Annotated in this window: 27 protein-coding genes and 1 other annotated feature; of the genes, 23 read left to right on the top strand and 4 right to left on the bottom strand. The window is 56.0% G+C overall.

The features are described 5' to 3' along the window. The first annotated feature begins 40 nt into the window (after positions 1-40). The 20 genes from KNP76_RS03325 (at position 41) to KNP76_RS03230 (ending at position 16167) form a co-directional block, all read left to right on the top strand. Positions 41-478 (top strand): prepilin-type N-terminal cleavage/methylation domain-containing protein, encoded by a 438-nt coding sequence (locus KNP76_RS03325; RefSeq protein ID WP_214842641.1) that lies wholly within the window; start codon positions 41-43, stop codon positions 476-478. Between the two features lie 88 nt (positions 479-566). Then, positions 567-1319 (top strand): prepilin peptidase, encoded by a 753-nt coding sequence (locus tag KNP76_RS03320; protein WP_214842639.1) that lies wholly within the window; start codon positions 567-569, stop codon positions 1317-1319. A gap of 12 nt (positions 1320-1331) precedes the next feature. After that, complete coding sequence (gene pilM, locus KNP76_RS03315; protein WP_214842637.1) at positions 1332-2906, top strand: pilus assembly protein PilM; 1575 nt, start codon at positions 1332-1334, stop codon at positions 2904-2906. After that, a complete protein-coding gene (locus KNP76_RS03310; protein ID WP_214842635.1) occupies positions 2903-3610 on the top strand; it encodes a hypothetical protein in 708 nt (235 codons plus the stop codon). The genes pilM and KNP76_RS03310 overlap by 4 nt, the downstream gene beginning before the upstream one ends. A 135-nt stretch (positions 3611-3745) precedes the next feature. Continuing rightward, positions 3746-4333, top strand: a complete 588-nt coding sequence (locus tag KNP76_RS03305) for a Maf family protein (RefSeq protein WP_214842633.1) — start codon at positions 3746-3748, stop codon at positions 4331-4333. A 23-nt stretch (positions 4334-4356) separates the two neighbouring features. Further along, entirely contained in the window at positions 4357-4986 is a 630-nt protein-coding gene (gene radC, locus KNP76_RS03300; RefSeq protein WP_211779758.1) for a RadC family protein, read from the top strand. A gap of 62 nt (positions 4987-5048) precedes the next feature. Further along, on the top strand, positions 5049-5489 hold the full coding sequence (locus KNP76_RS03295; protein ID WP_251137315.1) for a hypothetical protein: 441 nt from the start codon (positions 5049-5051) through the stop codon (positions 5487-5489). Positions 5490-5604: 115 nt separating this feature from the next. Further along, positions 5605-6441 carry a DUF2785 domain-containing protein gene (locus KNP76_RS03290; protein WP_214842631.1) on the top strand — a complete coding sequence of 279 codons (837 nt, stop codon included), beginning with the start codon at positions 5605-5607 and terminating at the stop codon, positions 6439-6441. Positions 6442-6643: 202 nt separating this feature from the next. Continuing rightward, complete coding sequence (locus KNP76_RS03285) at positions 6644-7681, top strand: rod shape-determining protein (protein WP_034809705.1); 1038 nt, start codon at positions 6644-6646, stop codon at positions 7679-7681. A gap of 13 nt (positions 7682-7694) precedes the next feature. Continuing rightward, a complete protein-coding gene (gene mreC, locus KNP76_RS03280) occupies positions 7695-8585 on the top strand; it encodes a rod shape-determining protein MreC (protein ID WP_034809704.1) in 891 nt (296 codons plus the stop codon). Between the two features lies 1 nt (position 8586). Further along, on the top strand, positions 8587-9081 hold the full coding sequence (gene mreD, locus KNP76_RS03275) for a rod shape-determining protein MreD (protein WP_051622742.1): 495 nt from the start codon (positions 8587-8589) through the stop codon (positions 9079-9081). A gap of 5 nt (positions 9082-9086) precedes the next feature. After that, on the top strand, positions 9087-9755 hold the full coding sequence (locus KNP76_RS03270; RefSeq protein WP_251137314.1) for a septum site-determining protein MinC: 669 nt from the start codon (positions 9087-9089) through the stop codon (positions 9753-9755). A 5-nt stretch (positions 9756-9760) separates the two neighbouring features. Next, the gene (gene minD, locus KNP76_RS03265; protein ID WP_051622741.1) at positions 9761-10618 is read left to right on the top strand and encodes a septum site-determining protein MinD; all 858 of its coding nucleotides are present in this window, start codon (positions 9761-9763) and stop codon (positions 10616-10618) included. A 43-nt stretch (positions 10619-10661) separates the two neighbouring features. Then, positions 10662-11984, top strand: a complete 1323-nt coding sequence (locus KNP76_RS03260) for a ribonuclease E/G (protein WP_214842629.1) — start codon at positions 10662-10664, stop codon at positions 11982-11984. Between the two features lie 55 nt (positions 11985-12039). Beyond that, positions 12040-12111: a sequence feature (ribosomal protein L21 leader region), on the top strand. A gap of 15 nt (positions 12112-12126) precedes the next feature. Beyond that, positions 12127-12435: a 50S ribosomal protein L21 gene (rplU, locus tag KNP76_RS03255; protein ID WP_016508528.1), complete on the top strand. Its 309-nt coding sequence runs from the start codon at positions 12127-12129 to the stop codon at positions 12433-12435. Between the two features lie 3 nt (positions 12436-12438). Next, positions 12439-12774: a ribosomal-processing cysteine protease Prp gene (locus KNP76_RS03250; RefSeq protein ID WP_214842627.1), complete on the top strand. Its 336-nt coding sequence runs from the start codon at positions 12439-12441 to the stop codon at positions 12772-12774. 12 nt (positions 12775-12786) lie between these two features. After that, on the top strand, positions 12787-13068 hold the full coding sequence (rpmA, locus tag KNP76_RS03245; RefSeq protein WP_016508537.1) for a 50S ribosomal protein L27: 282 nt from the start codon (positions 12787-12789) through the stop codon (positions 13066-13068). 66 nt (positions 13069-13134) lie between these two features. Continuing rightward, positions 13135-13575: a Spo0B domain-containing protein gene (locus tag KNP76_RS03240; protein ID WP_034809695.1), complete on the top strand. Its 441-nt coding sequence runs from the start codon at positions 13135-13137 to the stop codon at positions 13573-13575. Next, positions 13576-14865 carry a GTPase ObgE gene (obgE, locus tag KNP76_RS03235; protein ID WP_214839730.1) on the top strand — a complete coding sequence of 430 codons (1290 nt, stop codon included), beginning with the start codon at positions 13576-13578 and terminating at the stop codon, positions 14863-14865. It begins immediately after the preceding gene. Positions 14866-14907: 42 nt separating this feature from the next. Then, positions 14908-16167 carry a hemolysin family protein gene (locus KNP76_RS03230; RefSeq protein ID WP_371816145.1) on the top strand — a complete coding sequence of 420 codons (1260 nt, stop codon included), beginning with the start codon at positions 14908-14910 and terminating at the stop codon, positions 16165-16167. Between the two features lie 34 nt (positions 16168-16201). Here KNP76_RS03230 and KNP76_RS03225 read toward each other — a convergent pair whose 3' ends face one another. The 4 genes from KNP76_RS03225 to KNP76_RS03210 all read right to left on the bottom strand — a co-directional run bounded on the left by KNP76_RS03225 (position 16202) and on the right by KNP76_RS03210 (position 19430). Then, positions 16202-16978 (bottom strand): NUDIX domain-containing protein, encoded by a 777-nt coding sequence (locus KNP76_RS03225; RefSeq protein WP_214842623.1) that lies wholly within the window; start codon positions 16976-16978, stop codon positions 16202-16204. 111 nt (positions 16979-17089) lie between these two features. Further along, positions 17090-17671: a DedA family protein gene (locus KNP76_RS03220; RefSeq protein ID WP_214842621.1), complete on the bottom strand. Its 582-nt coding sequence runs from the start codon at positions 17669-17671 to the stop codon at positions 17090-17092. A gap of 111 nt (positions 17672-17782) precedes the next feature. Continuing rightward, entirely contained in the window at positions 17783-18322 is a 540-nt protein-coding gene (locus KNP76_RS03215; protein ID WP_034809685.1) for a transcription repressor NadR, read from the bottom strand. Continuing rightward, positions 18300-19430 (bottom strand): cysteine desulfurase family protein, encoded by a 1131-nt coding sequence (locus KNP76_RS03210; protein ID WP_214842618.1) that lies wholly within the window; start codon positions 19428-19430, stop codon positions 18300-18302. Before KNP76_RS03210 ends, KNP76_RS03215 begins: the two co-directional genes overlap by 23 nt. A 95-nt stretch (positions 19431-19525) precedes the next feature. Between KNP76_RS03210 and KNP76_RS03205 the strand changes: the two genes are divergently transcribed. The 3 genes from KNP76_RS03205 to nadA are packed head-to-tail and all read left to right on the top strand — an operon-like array spanning position 19526 to position 22824. Next, entirely contained in the window at positions 19526-20959 is a 1434-nt protein-coding gene (locus KNP76_RS03205; RefSeq protein ID WP_214842616.1) for an L-aspartate oxidase, read from the top strand. Next, positions 20913-21782, top strand: a complete 870-nt coding sequence (gene nadC, locus KNP76_RS03200) for a carboxylating nicotinate-nucleotide diphosphorylase (RefSeq protein WP_034817961.1) — start codon at positions 20913-20915, stop codon at positions 21780-21782. Before KNP76_RS03205 ends, nadC begins: the two co-directional genes overlap by 47 nt. Continuing rightward, positions 21745-22824: a quinolinate synthase NadA gene (gene nadA / locus KNP76_RS03195; protein WP_214842614.1), complete on the top strand. Its 1080-nt coding sequence runs from the start codon at positions 21745-21747 to the stop codon at positions 22822-22824. Before nadC ends, nadA begins: the two co-directional genes overlap by 38 nt. Positions 22825-22902 lie beyond the last annotated feature (78 nt).

Here is a 22902-nt window from a genome sequence, read left to right as displayed (position 1 = left end):
CACAATACACAGCACAACACACAAAAGGGGAGAATCAGTCATGTTAGAGAAAATGAAAATGATTTGGCAAGATGCGAAACAATTAAAAGATGAGCGCGGCCTCACACTCGTCGAGTTGCTCGTCGTCGTCGTAATTTTAGGAATTATCGCTGCCATCGCCGTCGTCGCGATTGGTGGGATTATCGAGAACTCGAAGAAGGATGCAATGGTTGCGGATGCGAAGCAGATGGTAAGCGCGGCGAAATTACATACTGCTTCACATCCTGAGGCTAGAGCTTTAAATTTCAAAGAAGCTGAAGGTCAAGCATATATTTCAAGTCTTAAAGATCCTTTTGGAACTGAATACTCTAAAGCATTAGTTACTATCACTCCAGATGGAAACAAATACAAGTATTCTGTCGAATTAATTGGTGCAAAAGCAATTGGAAAAGATGCTCCAGTAGTTGAGGGAACTCTAAACAAAGATGCGATTGAATAAAAACGTCTATCTCCGGCTGGCGCTGGGCACTCGCTCAGCCTAGCCGGTTTTCTATTTTTGGCATATACTTACAGAAGGAGTGACCAGATTGGTTGACCTCATTGGACTCATTTACAGCATCGTGCTCGGAGCGGTCATCACTTCGTTCACGAACGTCGTCGGGCTCCGCGTGCCACAGAAACAGTCGATCGTGACGCCACGCTCGCACTGCCCGTCTTGCGGCCACGTCTTGTCGGCATGGGAACTCGTTCCCGTGTTCGGCTACTTGTTCCTCCGTGGCAAATGCCGCGGCTGTGGCGGCCGGATCGCGCCGACGTATCCGCTGTTCGAACTGCTCGGGGCCATCGGCTACGGCTATAGCTTCGCGCTATACGGCTTCTCGGGCACGACACTGCTCGCGTTCGTCTTCTTGTCGACGCTCCTCGCCTTGGCGATGTCGGATTTGTCGACGATGCTCGTGCCGAACGTCATCTTGCTTTACACGGCGCCGGTCCTGCTCGTCCTCACTTACGTATCCGGCGCGACGTGGTGGAGCCCGCTCGCCGGGGCACTGCTCGGATTTTCGATTTTAGCGACCGTTTTTTTCGTCTCAAAAGGGGGACTTGGGGCAGGCGATGTCAAACTGTTTACAGTAATCGGACTCGTGCTCGGACCACGTGACGTCCTCGTCGCGTTGTTCCTCGCCAGTTTGATTGGTGCCGTCGTCGGTCTCGCGTTGATCGCATTGAAGCGAATCGGACGCAAGCAACCGATTCCGTTCGTCCCGTCGATTGCGCTCGGGACGATGCTGACGTTTTGGTTCAGCGAACGCTTTTTTGATTGGTATTTTGATTTATTGTAGGGGGAAACTAGCATGAGCCGGGCTATAGAGAAAGGAACGGTCGCGTACTTCTCGTTCGATGCGCTCAGCATCCACGGGGCCGTCATCAAACAAGGCATCTTCAAACGGAGCGCTTCCGTCCAATTGGCAAAAGGCGCATATGCGGGGGGACGGATTCAAGACGAGAACGCGTTCGGTCTCGCCTTTGACGAGCTGTGCCGCAAATTAAAGGTACGAAAAGGGATGGTCTGTGCCGTCGATATGGCGGAGACGGAAGTGCTGTCGCGGAAAGTCGACATCCCGTCGACGATTCCGAAAGACGAGATTCGCGGCTATTTGTTCATGGAGATTGGCAGCTCGATCATCTTGCCGTTCGACGACGTCGCCTTCGACTACGAGGTGCTCGGCGAGACAGAGACGAAGAGCGAGGTCATGCTTCACGCCGTCTCGGTCGACTTGACGAAAGCGATTCGCGCCTATATGAAAAAACGTGGCTTCGTCTTGAAAAAGATCGTCCCGCGCCCGGTCGCCGTCGCGAATGGGGTGGCCCGTCTCGAGACGCTCGACCCACTCAAGTCGACGCTCCTTTGGCACGTGACACCGTTCGCGCACCAACTGCTCGTCCTTGAGGAAGGACAAGTCCGCTTCATCCGCGCCATCGAGACGGATATCCCGTACCGTGCCGAGACGACGGATGGGGTCGTCACGTATACATACAGTGGCTCGCGGGAGGCGTTCCTGACGCAGACGGACGAATGGTTGAACGAGCTCGCCCGTTTCCTCGACTTCTATCGCTACTCGCTCCGGACGGACGGTCGTCCGATTGACGAGCTCCTCGTCTCCGGGACGGTCCCGGAACTCGATGAGCTCGTCCGGACGATCGAGGCGGAAGCGATGGTGCCGGTCAAACGGATCGACGACCCGCTCCCGTTGTCACACGCGACGCCGCTGTCGCATCAGATGTTGCCGCTCCTCGGGATGGCGACGCTCGATCGTGACCGCGACGCGAACTTCATCAACTCGACCGACGTCACGCTCCGCTGGCCGGTCGTCGCGAGTCTCGCTTCGCTCCTGATTGGAGGTGGGCTCGCTGGGTTCTTATATTATGAGGTGCAAGGACTTGAACGGCAGGAGACCCAACTGAACGAACAACTCCAGCTCGTCCGCATCTATCAGACGGAACAGGTGAACTCGAAAGGGCAACAAGTGCTCTCGCTCGACCAGACGGTGACGTCGCTCACGAACGAGGAAAAACAGGCCGTCCCGGCGCTCCGGGCGTTGACGGAACAGTTGCCGCCGACCGGATACGTGTTGACGTATAACTACGCGGACGGTTCGCTCATGAGTGTCCGAGCCCAGTTCGAGACGTTGCCGGAATTGAACGCCTTCCAACGGGCGCTTTTAAACGACCCGCGCTTCGAGAACGTCAAACTGCTCGGCGTCACGACCGAGACGAAAGCGGACACGGAAAGCACGGAGACGGACGAGACGACCCGATTGACCGAGGAACCGTTGCCGCGCTATATCGGTGAGTTCACGTTCACGTTCGTCGACGTCGAAGAGCCTGAGACCGAAGCGGCGACCGATGAGGAGGTGGTGAGCCAATGAAACGTTCGACGATTTATTTGATTTTCACCCTCTGCCTGTTCACGGCCATCGCCGCCCCGGCATATTTCGGCTATACGTATTTCACGAAACAAGGAGACGTCAAGGCGCTCGAACGCGAACTGTCGCTCGAACAGACGAAACTCGAACTGATGCGCCAAGAAGGACGGGCCGTCAACGTCGCCGACTCACAGCGTCTCCAGACGCGCGTCCCGACCGAGCCAGCCTTGGACACGGTCGTCGAGACGTTGTCGCAGGCGAGCCAGCTCGCAAGCGTCAACGTGACGAGCATCGCCTTCGCGGACGGTGTCCTCGCCGAGTCGGAAGTGCCAGAGACGATCGAGACGCCGGAACCGGAAGACGTGAGCGCGACGGCCGAACCGGCGACACCGGTCGACATCACCCCGGTGAACGCGTCCTCGGTGCGGACGACCGTCTCGCTCCAAGCCGAGACGTATGACGCGCTCGTCCTCTTCCTCGAGTCCGTCGAATCGATGAACCGGATTCACATCCTCCGGACCGTCCAGTTCACCGGACCGGCCGAGGCGGGACCGAACACGACCGAGACGATTGCGCCGCTCGACTTCACGGTCGAACTCGACGCCTTCTATCGACCGGACTTGACGCAATTGATTGAGGACCGGTACGTGCCGACGCAGACGTTCCCACGTAAAGACATCCCGGTGTATGACTATACGACGCCGTGACGCGACGCCCTTCGAAATCGAGGGGCGTTTTTCTATCGGCTACGATTGTATTCGTCTGTCCGTTTGCCTACAATCAACAGTGAAGTGTGATACGGGAAGGAAGCCCGTTATGTTACAAGCGAAGGAGTCGATACAATGAAACCAACACAGAAGCGTGTCATTCTCGCCTCGATGTCGCCGCGGCGCACCGAGCTATTGACGAAGGCGGGGATTCACCATGAAGTCATCCCGTCCACCGTCGTCGAAGGTGTGAACGGCGTCGAAGCGCCGGCCGATTACGTCGGGCGTCTCGCCCGGGAGAAGGCGATGGACGTCGCCCGCTTGCACCGTGACGCCGTCGTCATCGGGTCGGACACGGTCGTCGTCTTAGACGGGAAGATCCTAGAGAAGCCGGCCGACCGGGAAGAGGCGAGCCAGATGCTCCGTCGTCTTTCCGGTGCGACGCATGACGTCCTGACCGGGGTCAGCATCATCGGACCCGAGCGCCAAGACTTGTTCGTCACGACGACGCGCGTCACGTTCATCGACATCCCGGAGGCGTGGCTCGACGGCTATCTCGATTCCGCTGAGCCGTATGACAAGGCCGGCGCCTACGGCATCCAAGGGTCGGGCGGATTGTTCGTCGAACGGTTAGAAGGCGACTACTATAACGTCGTCGGCCTGCCGCTCATGCCGCTCGTCCGGACGCTCGAAGGTCACGGGGTGACGCCACGCTTTCTGTGATTGCTGCGAAAGTAGGTGAAGGAATGACCATGGTGCTCGACCGAAGTGCTGAAACCGCCATCGCCAGTCTGCTTCAAATCGGGGGACGGGGCGGGGACCCGCACGCGACCGCCCGGCGATTATCCGATGTCTATCCGACGCTTCGGGCGCTATCGCAGGCGTCCGTGAGCGACTTGTGCCAAATCGAAGGGATGACGAAGAAGAAGGCCGAGCAGTTGCTCGCGGCGTTCACGATCGGCATCCGTTACGTCGAAGAACCGAAGTCGGAGATGCCGACGATCCGTTCGCCGCAAGACGCGTACGAGTTGCTCCGAGACGAGTTGCGGCTCCTCAATCAGGAGCACTTCGTCTGTCTGTACTTGAATACGAAAAACCAGCTCATCGCCCGGAAGACGCTCTTCGTCGGTGGACTCAACTCGTCGATCGTCCACCCGCGGGACGTGTTCCGCGAGGCGCTCAAGCTGTCGGCGGCGTGCTTCATCGCCGTCCACAACCATCCGAGTGGCGACGCGACACCGAGCCGGGAAGACATCGAGGTGTCGGAGCGCTTGGTCGAAGCGGGGAATATCGTCGGTATCGCCTGTCTCGACCACGTCATCATCGGGGAAGACCATTACGTCAGCATGAAACAGCGGGGGTATATGAACGGCTGATTTTTGGAAGGATATTTCCAAATGAGAACCAAGTTTGCTATACTGGCAGACGAGGTGTTCACATGAAAAAATTAACTTGGCTTTTAATTGTTGGGATGGCACTGTTAGCGAGTTTTGTCCCACTCCAACCGCTCGCCTTGACGTTCGTCGTCTTCATGCTGTTCGTCTTGGTTAGCATCGCACTGTTCCAGCAGCTTCCACAAAATGAATGGTTCGACCGCTTCTCGCCGCTGTTCGTCATTGCACTCGGCATCGTCGCCTTCATTGCCTATTTGGCGCTGTTTCTTGCATGGGGGAACGCGACAATCGATTCACAAGTCTGGCAGATGATTGGACAACTCCTCTTCATGTACGTCGGGGTGTATGTGTTCGTTGTGACGGTATCGGGGTTTCTTGCCGGGGCTACACGGCAAAAGCCGTCCCGCTTCTTTCAACCGGTGCTTTTGATCTCGGTCATTTGTTACGGGGCGATGCTGCTACTTTCATTTTCGACGCGAACTTGAATCAGGTCATATCCGAAGCAGGCGAATCGTGCCTGCTTTTCGTATGTAAAGGAGTCGGTCCACGTGGTGTCGAAAACGGTATTATAAGGCGGATGAAAAGGGAACGTGATGCGACATGTTTGAAGACATGATTTATCAAGAAGAAGATTTAAAGCGAATTTTAACGGACGTCAAGAGCGGGACCGTTCGCTTGCACCAAGTCGATGAGGCACGGGTCATCCAGTCGATGCTCCATCATATCGGTTCGACGGACGCCGAACTTCGAGATCAATTGATTTATACGCTCTTTTTCCGGTTCATCATTGAAGATGAGTTAATGACGACTGAACAGTTGACGAATCTGTTTCAGACGACGCTCAAGTATCATTTGTTCCATGGTATCGGGGAGACGGGAACGGATACCGTCTTCACCCGGTCGTTCTCGACGCTGTTGCTCGCCTTGATTTTGTATCAGGACCGGCAACAGCGCTTCTTGTCGGAAGCGGACCTCGAGCGATTGAAGGCGAAGCTGTTGGCGTATCTTGAATGCGAGATCGATACGAGAGGATATGTGACCGGTAAAGGCTGGGCCCATTCGATTGCACACGTGGCCGATACATTTGACGAGCTCGTCTTACACCCGGAACTCGACGAGACCGAGTTTAGTGATGTGCTTGAAGCGTTATGGAGCAAGGTGAGGATTTCGACCATCTATGTGCACGACGAAGATGAGCGGCTCTTAAACCCGATTTTCGGACTACTTGACCGCGGGATGGACGAGCAAGAACTGATCGTGTTGCTAGAAGACTTGCCCGCTAGACTGAGCGTCCACAAACAAGAGCTCGAAGCCGAACAGTATTGGCACGTCGTCCATAATGTGAAAACGTTCTTAAAAAGCTTTCTTGTCAAGTTGAACGAGACGGACCGTCACGCGCTTCAAACGGCGGTGCTTCTCACACTAAAGAATGTTTGAGAAATGAGTCGAAATCGAAGCAGGCGCTTTCATGCGCTTGCTTTTTTGATTTGCGTTTTTCGGTAAAAGAAGGCAAACTAGTAGACGGTGAGACAGGACTTGGATGCAGGGATTGTAAATAACCTGTAATCGAATGAACGTTTTCAAACATGATTTTTCCGTTATAATAAAAAATAGTGTAAATAAGAGAGGGGCAACACCTATGTTTCGTAGTTTCAACCGAGAAATCGGAATCGACCTTGGAACGGCTAACACGCTCGTTTATGTAAAAGGTCAAGGCATCGTCGTTCGTGAACCGTCTGTTGTGGCGTTCCGTACAGATACAGGTAGAATCGAGGCCGTGGGTAACCAGGCGAAAGATATGATTGGCCGTACACCGGGCAACGTGACGGCACGTCGTCCGATGAAAGACGGCGTCATCGCGGACTTTGAAACGACTGCGACGATGATCAAGTACTTCATGGAGCAAGCGCAGAAGTCGAAGAGCGGTTTGTTCTCTTCGAAGACGAACGTCATGATTTGCGTCCCGAGCGGCATCACTTCGGTCGAGAAGCGCGCCGTTGAAGATGCGGCCAAACAAGCGGGCGCACGCGAGGCGTACACGATTGAAGAACCGTTCGCGGCAGCAATCGGCGCCGGTCTCCCGGTTTGGGAACCGACAGGCTCGATGGTCGTCGATATCGGTGGCGGTACGACCGAAGTCGCAGTGATCTCACTCGGCGGCATCGTGACGAGCCAATCGATTCGCGTCGGCGGTGACGAAATGGATGACGCCATTATTCGTTACATCAAAAACAAATACAACCTCATGATCGGGGAACGCACGGCCGAGACACTCAAGATGGAAGTCGGCTCAGCACGCATCGATTCGTCGAACGAAGGCGAGAAGATGGAAATCCGCGGTCGCGACCTCGTGACGGGCCTTCCGAAACAAATCGAAGTGTCAGCGGCTGAAGTATGCGAAGCACTTTCGGATACGGTCGAGGCGATTCTCGCAGGCGTCAAGCAGACGCTCGAGCAGACACCACCAGAACTCGCAGCAGACGTCATGGACCGCGGTATCGTCCTCACAGGCGGCGGCGCGCTCCTTAAAAACTTGGATGACGTCATCTCAGACGAGACACACATCCCGACGCTCGTCGCGGATGAGCCACTCGACTGTGTCGCCATCGGGACTGGGAAATCTCTTGAAATGATGGACGTCCTCCGTTCAAAATCAGGCATTTCGTCACGTCGATGAGAGGTGATCAGTGATGAGCCGGTTCGTACGTAATAAAAAGCTCATCATCACGCTAATCGGTATCATTTTATTCGTCGTGATTTTAGGGGTTTCGATTCGAGGACGGTCGGAATCTGCATGGTACCAAGACGTCACGCGTGATGTGGTCGGGACGTTCCAACGGGTGTTCACCGTGCCGATCGGCTGGATGGACAGCACGGTGTCCTCGATTACGGACGTCCGCGACATCTATGAAGAGAATCGTCAATTGAAGCAACATTTGACGAAGTACGCTGAAGTGTCGGTCGAAGCCGACGATTTGCGCCGGGAGAACGAGGAGCTGCGTCGAATGATTGACGCGAGCGAGACGTCACTTCGGGACTTCGACCTCATCCCGGCCGAAGTGATTGGACGGACGCCGAACGATTGGCAACGTTACGTCACGATTAACGTCGGGGAAGAGCGCGGCGTCGAGCGAGGGATGGCCGTCACGGCAGCCGGCGGCATGGTCGGACGCGTCATCCAGACGAGCGCGTATACGTCGCAAGTCCAACTGCTCAGCGACAACAACCGGACGAACAACGTCTCGGCCGTCGTCAACGATGCGGACGGGAAGGCGACGTACGGTACGATTGACGGCTTCGACAGTGAGACGAACGAGCTCTTCTTCACGAAGATCTCGAACAGCGTCGAATTGAAAGAAGGCGAAATCGTCTCGACGTCAGGTCTTGGCGGCCGTTATCCGGCCGGACTCGTCATCGGGACGGTCGAGTCGATTGAGACCGATGAGTACGGGGTGTCGCAAGTGGCCCGCATCAAGCCAGAGGCGGACTTCAACGAGTTCTCGCAAATGTACGTCATCGATCGGACGCTCGTCGAACCGTTCTTGACGGCACCTGAGGAAGGAGGAGCAGCCGGTGAGTAACATGAGAGTGTTCATCGCCCTGTTCCTCCTCTTTCTTATTGAAGGGACATGGGCGGCCATCTTTTCTTGGCACTACATGACCCCGTTCCTCGCCTTGACGTTGATCGGACTCATGTATATCAGTTTGTATGGCCGCTTTGAGTCGGCGTTCGGTTTCGGGCTCGTTTTCGGATTACTGTATGACATCGTCTACACCGACTTGCTCGGAATTTACTTATTTACTTTTTCACTCATTCCTCTCTTAGTCAGCTTCGTGTTAAAATATATAGGTGAGAACTTCTTCTCGGTCGTCATCACGTTCACGTTTATGATTCTTGTCTATTCGTTCACGATTTATAGTGTGATGGCAGCAATCGGCGGGACGACCATGACCATGCAGACACTTTTAGTTGAACAGATTCCAGGGACGTTGTTCGTCAATGCAATCGCCATCGCGGTACTGTATTACCCGATGACGCGGTACGTGGCGACGCGACCTGTAGCGAAGAGAGGGTAGCCATGATGGAGCGTAAACGACACATTACGATTAAAGGACATCGCAACGGGATTGCCATCCACTTCAATCCACGGAGTGGCATCGACGACGTGCTCCTAGAGCTTGAGGCCACGTTAGAAGAAATGGAGCCGCCCTCTGGGAAGATTGCACTCAAGTTGCACGCGGGAACTCGTTATTTAGACGAGGAGCTGTCACGTCAAATTCGTGAAGTCGTTGCTCGTCATGGCGTTTTTTATATCGAGGAGCTTTCGAGCGAGGTCATGCTGACCGAAGAGGCGAAGGCGACTTACGGCAAAAAGACGTTCCACTACCATAGCGGGACAATCCGCAGCGGACAAGTGCTCTCGTTTGACGGGTCCGTCCTCATCATCGGGGACGTCAACCCGGGGTCCGAGGTTCGGGCGACAGGTAGCATCTATTGTTTAGGTACGATACGAGGAAATGTACGGGCCGGTGTCGAAGGATGGAGTGACGCGGTCATCACGGCAAGTCTCTTGCATCCGAAGTTCTTGGCGATCGGCGAGCACGTTCTCGCGTCGGACGACGGCGAAGAGCTTCCGGAAATCGAGATGGGTTGCGCGTATCAGACGAATCAAGGGATTGAAATGACACGTCTCCGTCAAGTCATGACGGGATTGAAAGATGCATATGCAATGGAATTACAGAGAGGGTGAGTTTGATGGAGCAAGTAGTAGAGCCTGTACATACAGCGAAAGAAGTGAAGAAAGGCCGGGCTATCGTCGTGACGTCGGGGAAAGGTGGCGTCGGGAAGACGACGACGACCGCGAACCTCGGGACGGGTCTCGCATTGTCTGGACATTCGGTCTGTCTCGTCGACACGGACATCGGTCTTCGGAACTTGGATATCGTGCTTGGACTCGACAACCGGAGCATCTATAACCTCGTCGACGTCATTAGCGGTCAATGCAAGCTGCATCAAGCGCTCGTCCGCGACAAGCGGTTCGAAGAGATGTACTTGCTCCCGGCCGCCCAGTCGAAAGACAAGACGTCGGTCCAACCGGAACAAGTGAAAGAGATCATCGACCAGTTGAAGACGCAATATGACTTCGTGTTGATCGATTGCCCGGCCGGTATCGAGCAAGGCTTCATGAACGCCATCGCCGGAGCGGACGAGGCCGTCGTCGTGACGACACCGGAGAAAGCGGCCGTCCAAGATGCGGACCGCATCATCGGGATGCTCGAGCAAGCCGAGCACGTCGCCGCACCGAAATTGATCGTCAACCGCGTCAAGAACCATCTCGTCGAATCGGGCGACATGCTCGACATCGATGACATCATGCGCATCTTGTCGATCGACCTGCTCGGCGTCGTCGTCGATGACGAAGAAGTCATCGCCGCTGCGAACCGCGGGGTACCGGTGACGATGAACCCGGACAATAACGCTGGACAAGCGTACCGCAACATCACGCGTCGCATCCTCGGTGAATCGGTGCCACTCATGTCGATTCAGACGGAGAAAAAACCGGTCGGCTTCTGGACAAAGCTCATGATGAAATTTGGAATGAAAAAAGCGTAAAGGCAACGAAAGTTGCCTTTTTGTGTCGAAAGGAGAGCGAACTATGAAACTCATCTATGAACGGACCCCATCCATCGAGCGGGCGATGCTCGTCGACGGGGAGCGGTTGCTCGAAGTCGAAGAGCGCTTCCTCGACCAACTCGCCGTCGGCACAATCGTCGAGGCGGCGGTCGAACGGATTCATCCATCGCTCGGGGCCGCGTTTTTGACCGACGGCGCGACGACGTTCTTCCTCCCGATCGCCGAGACGCTGAAGGCGCTCGCGTCGTACCCGGACGTCCCGACGATCGGTCAAGCGGCTGTCGTCGGCGAGAAACGGCTCGTTCAAGTGACGAAGGAAGGCATCAACGGCAAACATCATAAAGTGACGGAAAACATCCGCTTCGGCGGACGCTATCTCGTCTATTTCCCGTATGGACGACGTACACTTTATAGCCGGAAGCTCGACCTCGTCACACAAGACCGGTTGTCGAAAGTGTTCGATCTCAAGGAAGCGGAAGGGGTGCTCTTCCGGACCGAGTCGGGCCAGGCGAACCCTGAAGCGTTACGAGACGAGCTTGCGCGTCTGCGTGCCCGGGCCCAAGACGTCGCGTCCGCGCGTTTCGGACAAGACGAGCTGCTCTGTGAACAGTTCGCCCGGAAACATACGGTCGAGTCGGTCACGACGAACGACGCCGAGGCGAAACGTCGTCTCGACCTACTTGAAATCCCGGTCGAGCGGTTCGTCGGCAAAGGCCGGATGAATGAGGCACGTCGGCTTGATGACGCGATTGCGAAGCTGACGAGCCGGATCGTCTGGCTCGAAGGCGGGGCGTACGTCTTGATTGAACAAGTCGAGACGATGACCGTCATCGACGTCAACAGCGGCAAGAACGTCGCTGTCAAAGACAAAGGTCGGGCCGCCGACACGATTAACGAGGCGGCGCTCTATACGATTATGGAGCAACTCCGGCTACGCAACATCGGCGGCATGGTCGTCATCGATTTTTTGCGCGGTTCAAAGGACGGACAAGCCCGGATTTTGAAAAAGATGAAGGAAGTCGGCGTCCGCGACCCGCGTCGCGTCGAAGTGTACGGTTTCACGAAGATGGGGTTGTTCGAACTGTCCCGAGAACGGACCGGCCGCTCGATTCAAGACCGGATGGTGCGGGACGGGCGTCCGTCGAAGCTCGCCGTCTTCTCAAAGCTTGAGCGTGACCTTCTCGATTTGACGGCGCATGAGGCCGTCGTCTTGGCGCTCCCGCCGAAATGGCAGGATGGGAAGTGGGATGCGTTCGGGCTCCAAATTTATTTCGTTGACGGGGAAGCGGACATCGCCTTTTTCGGGACGGACGAGGAATGTCAAAATTTCGTACAACGTCGTTGACAACGTTTGAACGAGAGTGGTATCATCTATAACGTTAGTTCGTTTGGAAGCACCCAAATGGCTACAACCGCACAGAACGGGTTGAAACGGTTTTGCCCTGCCCTGGATGGCGAGTCTGAGTTAAACAAGGAGGTGCACGTATATGTACGCAATCATCAAAACTGGTGGTAAGCAAATCAAAGTTGAAGCAGGTCAAGAGATCTACATCGAAAAACTCGATGCTGATGTCGAGGGTACTGTAGAATTCGGTGAAGTTCTTTTCGTTGGTGGTGACGATGTTAAAGTCGGAGCTCCACTCGTAGAGGGCGCTAAAGTCGTCGCAACTGTCGTTAAACACGGTCGCGCGAAGAAGATCACTGTCTTCAAAATGAAAGCTAAGAAAAACTACCGTCGTAAGCAAGGTCACCGTCAGCCTTACACGAAAGTTCGCATCGAGAAAATCGAAGCGTAAGTTATGATTCGAGTAATGGTCAGACGAGACGAGACGAAGTCGATTCGTTCCGTTGAAGTGACAGGTCACGCCAACTTTGCTGAACCCGGTTCTGACTTAGTGTGTGCCGGCGTTTCCGCCATCATCTTTGGGGCGTATAACGCGGTCGAGGTACTCGCAGGTCAGTCGCTTCTCGTAGAAATGGCAGACAAAACAGAGGGTGGTTACTTTTATGTCGAGATGTATCCTGATTTATCGCCGGAGGATATGACTCGCACCCAGCTGTTACTAGAAGGGATGCTCGTGCAACTAGACACGGTCGCCCAAAGTTACGGTGATTATATCCAAATTGAACAATAGGAGGTGGACCTCATGTTACAATTGAACCTTCAGTTCTTCGCATCGAAAAAGGGAGTAGGATCGACTAAAAACGGTCGTGACTCGATTTCGAAACGCCTCGGCGCTAAACGCGCTGACGGACAGACTGTTTCAGCTGGATCAATCCTCTACCGTCAACGCGGTACGAAGATTCACCCAGGTGAAAACGTCGGCCGTGGTGGCGACGACACATTGTTTGCTAAAGTTGACGGCGTAGTACGCTTCGAGCGTCTTGGTCGCGACAAGAAACAAGTGAGCGTTTACCCAGTTGCGTAAGTAGAACCACGCAGAAGACTCTAGCCACTTATTTGGTTAGAGTCTTTTTTTCTAGGAGAGGATCAAATGGACTCACAGGAAGCACTGAAACTCGTATCGACCGTCCGTCACGAATGGATGAATCGGCTTCAGATGATCTCTTTGTATGCGGCGCTCGAACCTGATAAACTCGAGGGGCTGTACGAGCGATATCGTCAGCACGCCGACGAAGAGAGTGCGCTCATTCGGTTGAACGTACCGGCGACGAGTCTCGTCGTCATTCAAGCGAATTGGGAAGGGCGGTTGACCTATTCGGTATCGACCGACCGCGTATCGTTAGACGATGCGTGCGTGGCGGACAAGCTCGTCCGTCTTCTGTCAGGAACGGATGGACCGATTCATGTGACGTTCACGGACGGACTGACGGTGCGCGTCTTCGGCAACGTGCCGGAAGGCGTGTTCACGCCAGAGGAAGTGTACGAACAGACCGTAGAATGTTCTACGTTTCGTTTAAAGGAGGGGAATTAAATGTTTGTCGATCAGGTTAATATTTTTGTAAAAGCTGGAGACGGCGGTAAAGGGATGGTCGCATTCCGCCGCGAGAAGTATGTCCCGGACGGAGGCCCTGCCGGCGGTGACGGTGGTCACGGCGGCGACGTCATTTTTGAAGTGGAAGAAGGGTTGCGTACGCTCGTCGACTTCCGTTTCTCGAAGAAGTTCATCGCCTCAAACGGTGAAAAAGGCATGTCGAAAGGGATGCACGGACGTCGCGCGAAGCCGCTCGTCGTCAAAGTCCCACCAGGCACAATCGTCTTTGACGCGGCGACGGATACCGTCATCGCCGATTTGACGGAGCACGGCCAACGCGCCACGATTGCCAAAGGCGGTCGCGGTGGACGCGGGAACTGTCGCTTTGCGACGCCGGCCAACCCGGCACCAGAGATTGCCGAGAACGGGGAACCAGGACAAGAGCGCGAACTTCGCCTCGAGTTGAAACTCCTCGCGGACGTCGGCCTCGTCGGCTTCCCATCAGTCGGGAAATCGACACTGTTGTCGGTCGTCTCGTCGGCACGCCCGAAAATCGGCGCGTACCACTTCACGACGATCACACCGAACCTCGGTGTCGTCAAGACGGCAGATGACCGTGACTTCGTCATGGCCGATCTTCCAGGACTCATCGAAGGGGCGAGCCAAGGCGTCGGCCTCGGTCACCAGTTCCTCCGTCACATCGAACGGACGAAAGTCATCGTCCACATGATCGATATGAGCGGCATGGAAGGGCGCGACCCGTTCGAAGACTACACGACAATCAACCGGGAGCTCGAGTCGTACAACTTACGCCTCCTCGAGCGTCCACAAATCGTCGTCGCCAACAAGATGGACATGCCGGATGCAGAAGAGCATCTCGCTGAGTTCCAACAAAAAGTCGGCGAAGACGTCAAGGTGTTCCCGATTTCAGCGCTTGCGAAAGAAGGACTTCGCAATCTGCTTATCGAAGTAGCTAACCTTGTGGACTCGACACCTGAGTTCCCACTCGAAGAGCTCGAAGAGAAGACCGCGACACCGCGCGTCGTCTATCGTTATGAGAAAGAAGAGAAAGGGTATCAAATCAACATCGATGAGTACGATCGCTTCGTCATCACGGGGCCACGCATCGAGAAACTCTTCAAGATGACGAACTTCGACCATGACGAGTCAATTAAACGATTTGCCCGTCAGATGCGTCAGATGGGCATCGACGACGATCTCCGCAAACTCGGTGCCGAAGACGGCAGCGTCGTGGCCATCCTCGACTTCGAGTTCGAGTTCGTCGAATAATCTTTTCAATTAGGAACGGAGTGTGAAGTACACGTGGACCCTGTGCCCTCGTCTAGTTTAATTCTTTATGCAGTCTTGATTCTGTTGTCAGCATTCTTCTCGTCAGCGGAAACCGCGCTCTCGAGCGTTAACCGCGTCCGGATGATTCGTATGGCGGAAGATGGGGACAGTGCCGCGAAGCGCGTCCTCCATCTGATCGACCGCTTTGACGATACGCTCTCGACGATTCTCGTCGGGAACAATATCGTCAATATCGGGTCGGCGACGGTCGCCACGGCAATCGCGACATCGATCTTCAGCGGCGGGACGGGTCTCCTCATCTCGACGTTCGCGACGACGGTGCTCATCTTGATTTTCGGTGAGATTCTCCCGAAATCGCTCGCCAAGGAGTTCGCCGAGAAATACTCGCTTCTCATTAGCGGGATTCTCATCTTCTTGGTGAAAGTGTTGAAGCCGATCACTATCCTCTTCACGGGACTGAAGCGTCTGACGCTTCGTGTCATCGGGATGAAGGACAAAGAGCCGTCCGTGACGGAAGAAGAGCTGAAAGTGCTCGTCGATATGGGGGAAGAGGAAGGGGTACTCGGCGAGACCGAGGCCGAGCTCGTGCACAGCGCCTTCGCGTTCAATGACATCACGGTCGATGACGTGTTAACGCCGCGCATCGACATCCTCGCCGTCGATATCGATGATTCGCTTGAAGAAATCAAACAAACCATTTTCAGTGGCGGCCATTCGCGTCTGCCGGTCTATAAAGATTCAATCGATAACGTCATCGGTGTATTGTCGGAGCGCGATTTCCTCCGTTCGATGGTACGCGAGGAAGTGACGGACGTCCGGGCGCTCATCCGCCCGCTCACGTACGTCTCGCCTCAGACGAAATTGATTGAGCTGCTCCCGATCTTGCAGCAAAAGCAGTCGCACATGGCGATTGTGCTCGACGAGTTCGGGGGGACGGCCGGCCTCATCACGCTCGAGGACATGCTCGAGGAACTCGTCGGAGACATTTGGGACGAGCACGATGAATCGGTCGTCTACTTGCGACGCCTTCGTGAAGGCGTGTACGAGTGTATGGCCGACATGGACGTCGATGAGTTCGCCGAAGAGATGGGCATCAAAGAACCTGAAATAGACTCGAATACGATGGGAGGATGGATCGTCGAAATGCTCGGCGACATCCCAGAGAAAGGGGCGCGTGTCACGTATGAGGACATGACGTTCACCGTTCTCCACGTCGAAAAACGCCGCGTGCGCAAGCTATTGGTTGAAACGACTCAATCTGAACCGGCAGAAGAAGCATAAACGAAGGGACCTCAAGCTGAGGTCCCTTTTTGTGTTATACGGTATGATGACGCTCGACCCGTTCGAGCAACTCGTATGGGCGGACTTTATAAATGGCGTGTGGTAAATACGTCGGGTCCATGGCATCGAGGACGCGCATTTGGAAGTGCTCACGCTTAATGTAATCCGAGATGTTCGACGCATCGATGTTGTAGAAGCCGACTTCTTGCGTCTCGCCCGGTTGCGGGGCGAGGTCGCCAGAGACGTATCGGGCCCGGAACGTGACACACAACACACGTGACGATACGTTCTGGTAGATGCCGGTGATGCCCTCGACTTCAATCTCGGCACCGGTCTCTTCTTTCACTTCACGATGGACGGCGTCGACGAGCGACTCGTGCTCTTCGACTTGACCGCCCGGCATCTCGTACGTGTCGTTCCGGTGCATATTTTGGACGAGGAGCACCTCGCCCGCATCGTTCGTGACGTAAGCGGTCACCGAGACGATGGTGCGCGGGGGTGTGTAATGTCCCGTCGGCATCATGAACTCCTCGCTCGATTTGATGTAAAGGTCCTTCCCGAGTCGGGCCCGCTTCTTCATCGCCTCCCGGCGGAGCGAGCTAGCGCGGTAGTCCCGTTCGACTTGTTCGTAGTGCTCCCGGTCGCGGTATTCCCAAAGTGCCATGACCTCGGTCTGGTCTTCGGTCACCCAACGTCCGACGAGCCGTGCGCCGTGCGATACCTGAATCGGATACAGGTATGTATGGAAAAATGACGTGAATTCTTCGAGACGTTCTGGGCGAATCGTGTACGTTTTTCGACGATGGAACATGGTGATTCCTCCTTTGACGGTAGCCGTCTATTCGCTTTATGACTTCACGTTGACCTATTCGCCGCAGACGGGTGATTTCCCTCTATTCAAAAAGTCAGCTCGAGCGATTGCTCAAGCTGACTTTTTTAGGATGCTCGGATGTGACAGGATGTAACGGACGCCGAAGAATAACGCGATTGCGAGGAGGACGTAAGGGCCGAACCCATGCATGAACGCGCCGATTTGACGCCAATTGCTGCCGAGCATCAGCCCGACTTTGATGAAGACGAACGACCAGGCCGCGAAGACGATCGTCGTCACGACGAAGAACTTTCGGAACGACACACGCATGACGCCGGCACTGATGGCGAACAGTTGCCGCCAAATCAAGCTCAGGCAGACGATCCAGGCGCCATATTTCTCGAACCACGCCTCCGCCTGCAGCTGCTTCTCCGGCTTGATGCGGAACGAGCGATACAGTTTCAACGCGACCGGGCGCCCGCCGTAGCGGCCAATCCAATATAAGCCGACCTGGCTCGTCACGAAGGCGGACCAGGCAAGTAGGAAGATGAAGAGGAACGACGCGTCAAGGGACCCGACGAGATAACCGCCGTAAGCGAGCACGAGCTCGTTCGGGATCAGTTGGATGAAGATGCCGAGCGGGATGCTGAACACACCGCAACCGACCAACAGTTGTTCGAGGAAATGCCACATGCCGCGTCACTCCTTTCTCAAATAAGTTAATAGGAAATCATACCCATCCATCAGTATACCGGACGGGACGAAAAAGCAAAAGAAAAGATGTCACAAAAACGTGACATCTTTTTAGTCGAGTGCCGACACGAGAATGCCGAGCCGATCGAGCTCCTCGACGGCGGCGTGAATCGCGTCCTCGCTGTCCGCCTCGAGCGTATGGATGTGGAGCCCGTCCGTCAAATGCGACAGCGGAGCGGCTTGATTGGCGGCGACCCGTTCTAAGAAGGCCCGGACGTCGCGACGACTCTTCACCATGAGCTGTCCGGTGATGGAGCCGTAGACGGGATGGTCGATGATGACGTCGCGAATCGTGACCCCTTCATCGACGATGGCGTTCATCTCGACTTCCATCTCTTCGGGTGTGTGACGGCAGACAATCTTTCGGGTGTAGGCTGATGGTGCCCCCTCACCGGGAAGGTAGACATACCCGCGCGCCGTCGCGACGATTTGATGGCCTTTCGCCTTCAAGAGCGACAAGTCCTGGACGACGACTTGTCGGCTGACCGCGACGTGGCGGGCGAGCTCGGCCCCGGTGATGGGCTCCGTGCTCGATTCAATCAGTTCTAATAGCGTACGCCGGCGTTCTTCACCGGCTAAGCGTTTGTTCATACGATTCAACTCTCCTTGCTAAAGTGACGATGGCGTCGGCGAGCGCCGACGTTGCCTCGATGGTCGTACCTTCCCCGAACGAGATGCGGACGAGCCCGTGACAGGCGCTCGTCTCGAAACCGAGCGACTCGAGCATGCGGTTCGGCCCGTTCTGACCGGCCCGGCAAGCCGACCCGGCCGAGACTTGAAACCCGAGCGCGTCGAGTTCCGTCATCCACCATTGCCCGTCGCGCCGGCTCGAGACGAACGAAAAGATGGCCGGGCTCTGCTGCTCGAACTCGAGCCATGTTACGTAAGACGATGTCTTCTCTTTCAAGATAGCACGAAACGCCACGTAATTTCTTTCATGACGTGTCCGTGCCTCGTGCCGTTCGGTGAACGCCTTGACGAAGGCGCAGATTCCGGGCACGTCGATCGTCCCCGGTCGAATCCCGTATTGGTGATGGCCCGGATAATAGGGCGGGGGAAGCAGGCGTTCCATATATAGCCCGCCGACGCCTTTTGGACCCCCGACTTTATGGGCGCTGAACGAGTAGGCGTCAATCCCGTCGACGGAAACGGGAATCTTCCCGAGCGCCTGGACACCGTCGACGTGAAGGAGCACTTTTTTATATTTCAATTGGCAGAGGATGTGATGAAGCGGCAAGACCCAACCCGTGTCCGAGTTGACGTGCTGAAACGTCACGAGGCCGATGTCCCGGTCAAGGAGCCGGGTGAACGTCTCATGGTCGAAACGGCCGTCCTTCAATTTCAAGCGGTGGACGGTCACGCCCTCGGCCTCCCATTCGTCAAGGAGGAGCGACACCGAGTCGTGCTCTTGCCACGACGTGATCACTTCTTTGCCTTTCATGCGTTTCCGCAGACTCGTCAGCGCGATGTAATTGCTCTCGGAGCCGCTCCCGGTGAAGAGCAGTTTGCCGCGGAGCATGTCGAGGCCGAGCGCTTGTTTGATGAGTCGTCTCGCCTCGGTCAAATAATCTTCCGCCATGAATCCGGCGCTATGGAGGGAGGACGGGTTGCCGTAGACGCCACGGGCCATCGCCACGTAATAGTCGAGCGCAGCCTTCGTCATCGGATGGGTGGCGGCATAATCAAAGTATCGATTCATCAGATGTCCCTCTTTTCTCATGTTGTCTTCTTCACAAAATTATGCGAAACTAGTTTACAAGTCAACATTACATATGAAAAACAGGTGATATACAGATGTCTTTACAGTTTGAAAAAGTCGATGTGCTGATTATCGGCACCGGCTTGGCGGCCGTGACGGTCGCCCTCCATCTGCCCCCGACGTTGAGCGTCCTGCTCGTCTCCAAGCATGAACGAACGAGTACGAATTCGGACTTGGCCCAAGGAGGGATTGCGAGCTCGTACTTGGAGCCGTCGAGCGTCGATCATGAGCGGGATACGCTCGTCGCCTCGAAACACGCGGCCGAACCCGACCGTGTCCATACGCTCGTCGAGGAGGGACGGACGGCGATTCAAGAGCTGGAACGTTTCGGTATCCTTTTCGACCGCGATGAGACCGGGTACGCCGTCGGGCGAGAAGGGGCACATGGCCAAAATCGCATCTTTCATGTCGGTGGTGATGAGACGGGGCGCCATATGATGGCGACGCTTCGGCGCAAGCTCCCGGATCACGTGACCGTCATGGAGCACGTCCTCATCGATACGTTGACGAAGGCGGACGACCGTGTGAGCGGAGCGACCGGTTTCAACGGCGAGACGCGTCTCCACGTGCAGGCCGGGGCCGTCGTCCTCGCGACAGGCGGCATCGGGGGACTCGTCGACTGGACGTCGAACTGTCGATCGGTCACAGGGGACGGGCTCGTCTTGGCAGCAGCGGTCGGGGCACGACTCTCGAACTTGTCTCGGATCCAGTTTCATCCGACGCTGCTCGCGGTCGATTCACCCCATCTCGTGACGGAAGCGCTACGCGGGGCGGGCGCCAAACTCGTCGACACGTCCGGGCGACATGTGATGGAACAGCACCCCCTCGGCAGCCTCGCCCCGAGGGATGAGGTCGCCCGTGTGCTTACGGACCATACAGGCCCGGTGTACTTGGATACGAGCCGCGTCGAACGGATTGGGGAGCGGTTCCCGAAACTGATGGCGACGTGTGTCGCACACGGGATTGACGTCCGACGCATCCCGGTCCGACCGGGACTGCATTTCCATATGGGCGGTGTCGGCGTTGACGCCAATGGACGAACGACGGTCGCAGGACTATACGCGGTCGGTGAAGTCGCCGATACGGGCGTCCATGGACAGAATCGGCTCGCGTCAAACTCATTACTCGAATGCTGGGTGTTCGGAAAACGGGTGGCGGCGGCGATGGTAGTGGAGGAGAAGCCGTTCACGGTGAACGAGACGACCGGGTTTGAGGTGTCGGATGATCTGTTCGGCCGCTATCGGCAACAGATAGGGGAATGGTTGACAATCTCGCCGCATGTAGGCAAAATCGCTAGTTTCTTAGAAAATACCCAACAACTGGCACGGACGAAACACGTGACAAGACAATTAAGTGAACAGACGTTGAGTCTGCAAGCGGCGCGGCTCTTGGCCCATGCCATGATCAGGACGGAGGATACATATGAACAAGATTGCTTTACGCGAACAGCTGACGGCGTATCTACATGAGGACATCGGTTTCGGTGATCTATCGAGTGGACTGATTGACCAGCGCGAGACGTCACTTGCCACGGTCACCGCCAAAATGGACGGGGTGTTCTGTGGTATGGACGTCGTCTTGGAGCTGGCCCACATGCAACGGCTCGTCGTCGAATCATGCCTCTCGGACGGCACGAACGTCTCAATCGGGGATGAGCTCTTCACGTTGCGGGGGAAGACACGGACGCTTCTCGAGACGGAACGGGTGCTGCTCAACCTCGTCCAACACTTGAGTGGCATCGCCACGATGACCCGGCGCTGCATCGAGGCGCTCGATGACCCGACGATTGCCGTCACGGACACGCGGAAGACGACACCGGGACTGCGCATGCTCGAGAAGCACGCCGTCCGCTCGGGAGGCGGGAAGAATCACCGGCTCCGCCTCGACGACGCCGTCATGATTAAAGACAACCATATCACGGCGCTCGGCGGCATCACGAACGCGGTCGCCCGGGCGCGGACGCTCGTCGGCCATACGACACCGATCGAAGTCGAGGTCGAGACGCTCGAGCAGTTACATGAGGCGATCAAGGCGAACGCCGACATCATCCTATTCGACAACCGGGCGCCAGAAGAACTGAAGGTGTGGCGAACGTTCGTCCCAAGTCACATCAAGACGGAGGCGTCGGGCGGCATCACCGTCGAGACGATTGTTGCCTATCGGGGCACGGGCGTCGACGTCATCTCGGTCGGGCAGTTGACCCATTCGGTGACGGCGCTCGATTGTAGCTTGAATTTATTAGGAGGAATCAAACATGCAGTTACTCGGAACGATGCCAGCGCGATACGCTGATTTGACGGTTGAACAGATGGAACAACGAATCGAAGCCATCAAGGCACGGCTCGGCAGCCGCCTGTTCTTGCCAGCCCACCATTACCAAAAAGACGAGGTCGTCCAGTTCGCGGACGCGACCGGGGATTCGCTCCAGCTCGCACGGCTCGCCGAACAGATGAGCGAGGCGGAGTTCATCGTCTTCTGTGGCGTCCATTTCATGGCCGAGACGGCCGACATGCTGACGCGAGACGACCAGCTCGTCATCTTGCCGGATATGCGGGCCGGGTGTTCGATGGCTGACATGGCCGATATCGATCAGACTGAAGTCGCGTGGGAAGAGCTGACGGATTTGCTCGGTGACAGCATCATCCCGATCACATACGTCAACTCGACGGCGGCGATCAAGGCGTTCGTCGGGAAACATGGCGGGGCGACCGTCACGTCGTCGAACGCGCATGACATCGTGCGCTGGGCGCTCGAGGCGGGCGAACGGATCTTGTTCTTACCGGACCAACATCTCGGACGGAACACGGCATATGACTTGGGCGTGCCGCTCGAGGCGATGGCCGTCTGGGACCCGCTCCGGGAACGTCTCGTCTATGAGGGTGACATCGAGGACGTCCGCGTCATTCTATGGAAAGGGCACTGCTCGGTCCATGAGAAGTTCAACGTCGTCCAAATCGAAGCGCTACGGAAGCATGACCCGGAGCGACGCATCATCGTTCATCCGGAATGTACGTTCGACGTCGTGCAGGCGGCGGACGAGGCCGGGTCGACGTCTTATATCATCGACCAAATCGAGGCGAGCGCGCCCGGGGCGAAGTGGGCCGTCGGCACCGAGATGAATTTGGTCAACCGACTCGCCGCGACGCACCCCGAGCAGGACATCGTCTCGCTCAACCCGTACATGTGTCCGTGCCTGACGATGAACCGCATCGACCTACCGCATCTTCTCTGGGCACTCGAGTCACTCGAGACAGATCCGGTCAATATCATCCGCGTCGATCAAGAGACGACGAAATGGGCGACACGCGCTCTCGAGCGGATGCTCGCACGCTAAGGACAGGCAATCGCCTGTCCTTTTTTCGTGGCGGCGGTTATGGTACAATGAATGCAGTTTTCCTATGAAGAGGAGATA

The sequence above is a fragment of the Exiguobacterium sp. s150 genome (assembly GCF_018618435.1).
GTDB lineage: Bacteria > Bacillota > Bacilli > Exiguobacteriales > Exiguobacteriaceae > Exiguobacterium > Exiguobacterium alkaliphilum.
The sequence above is the reverse complement of the archived record's forward strand: the minus strand, read 5'-3'. Positions and strand labels throughout refer to the sequence as shown.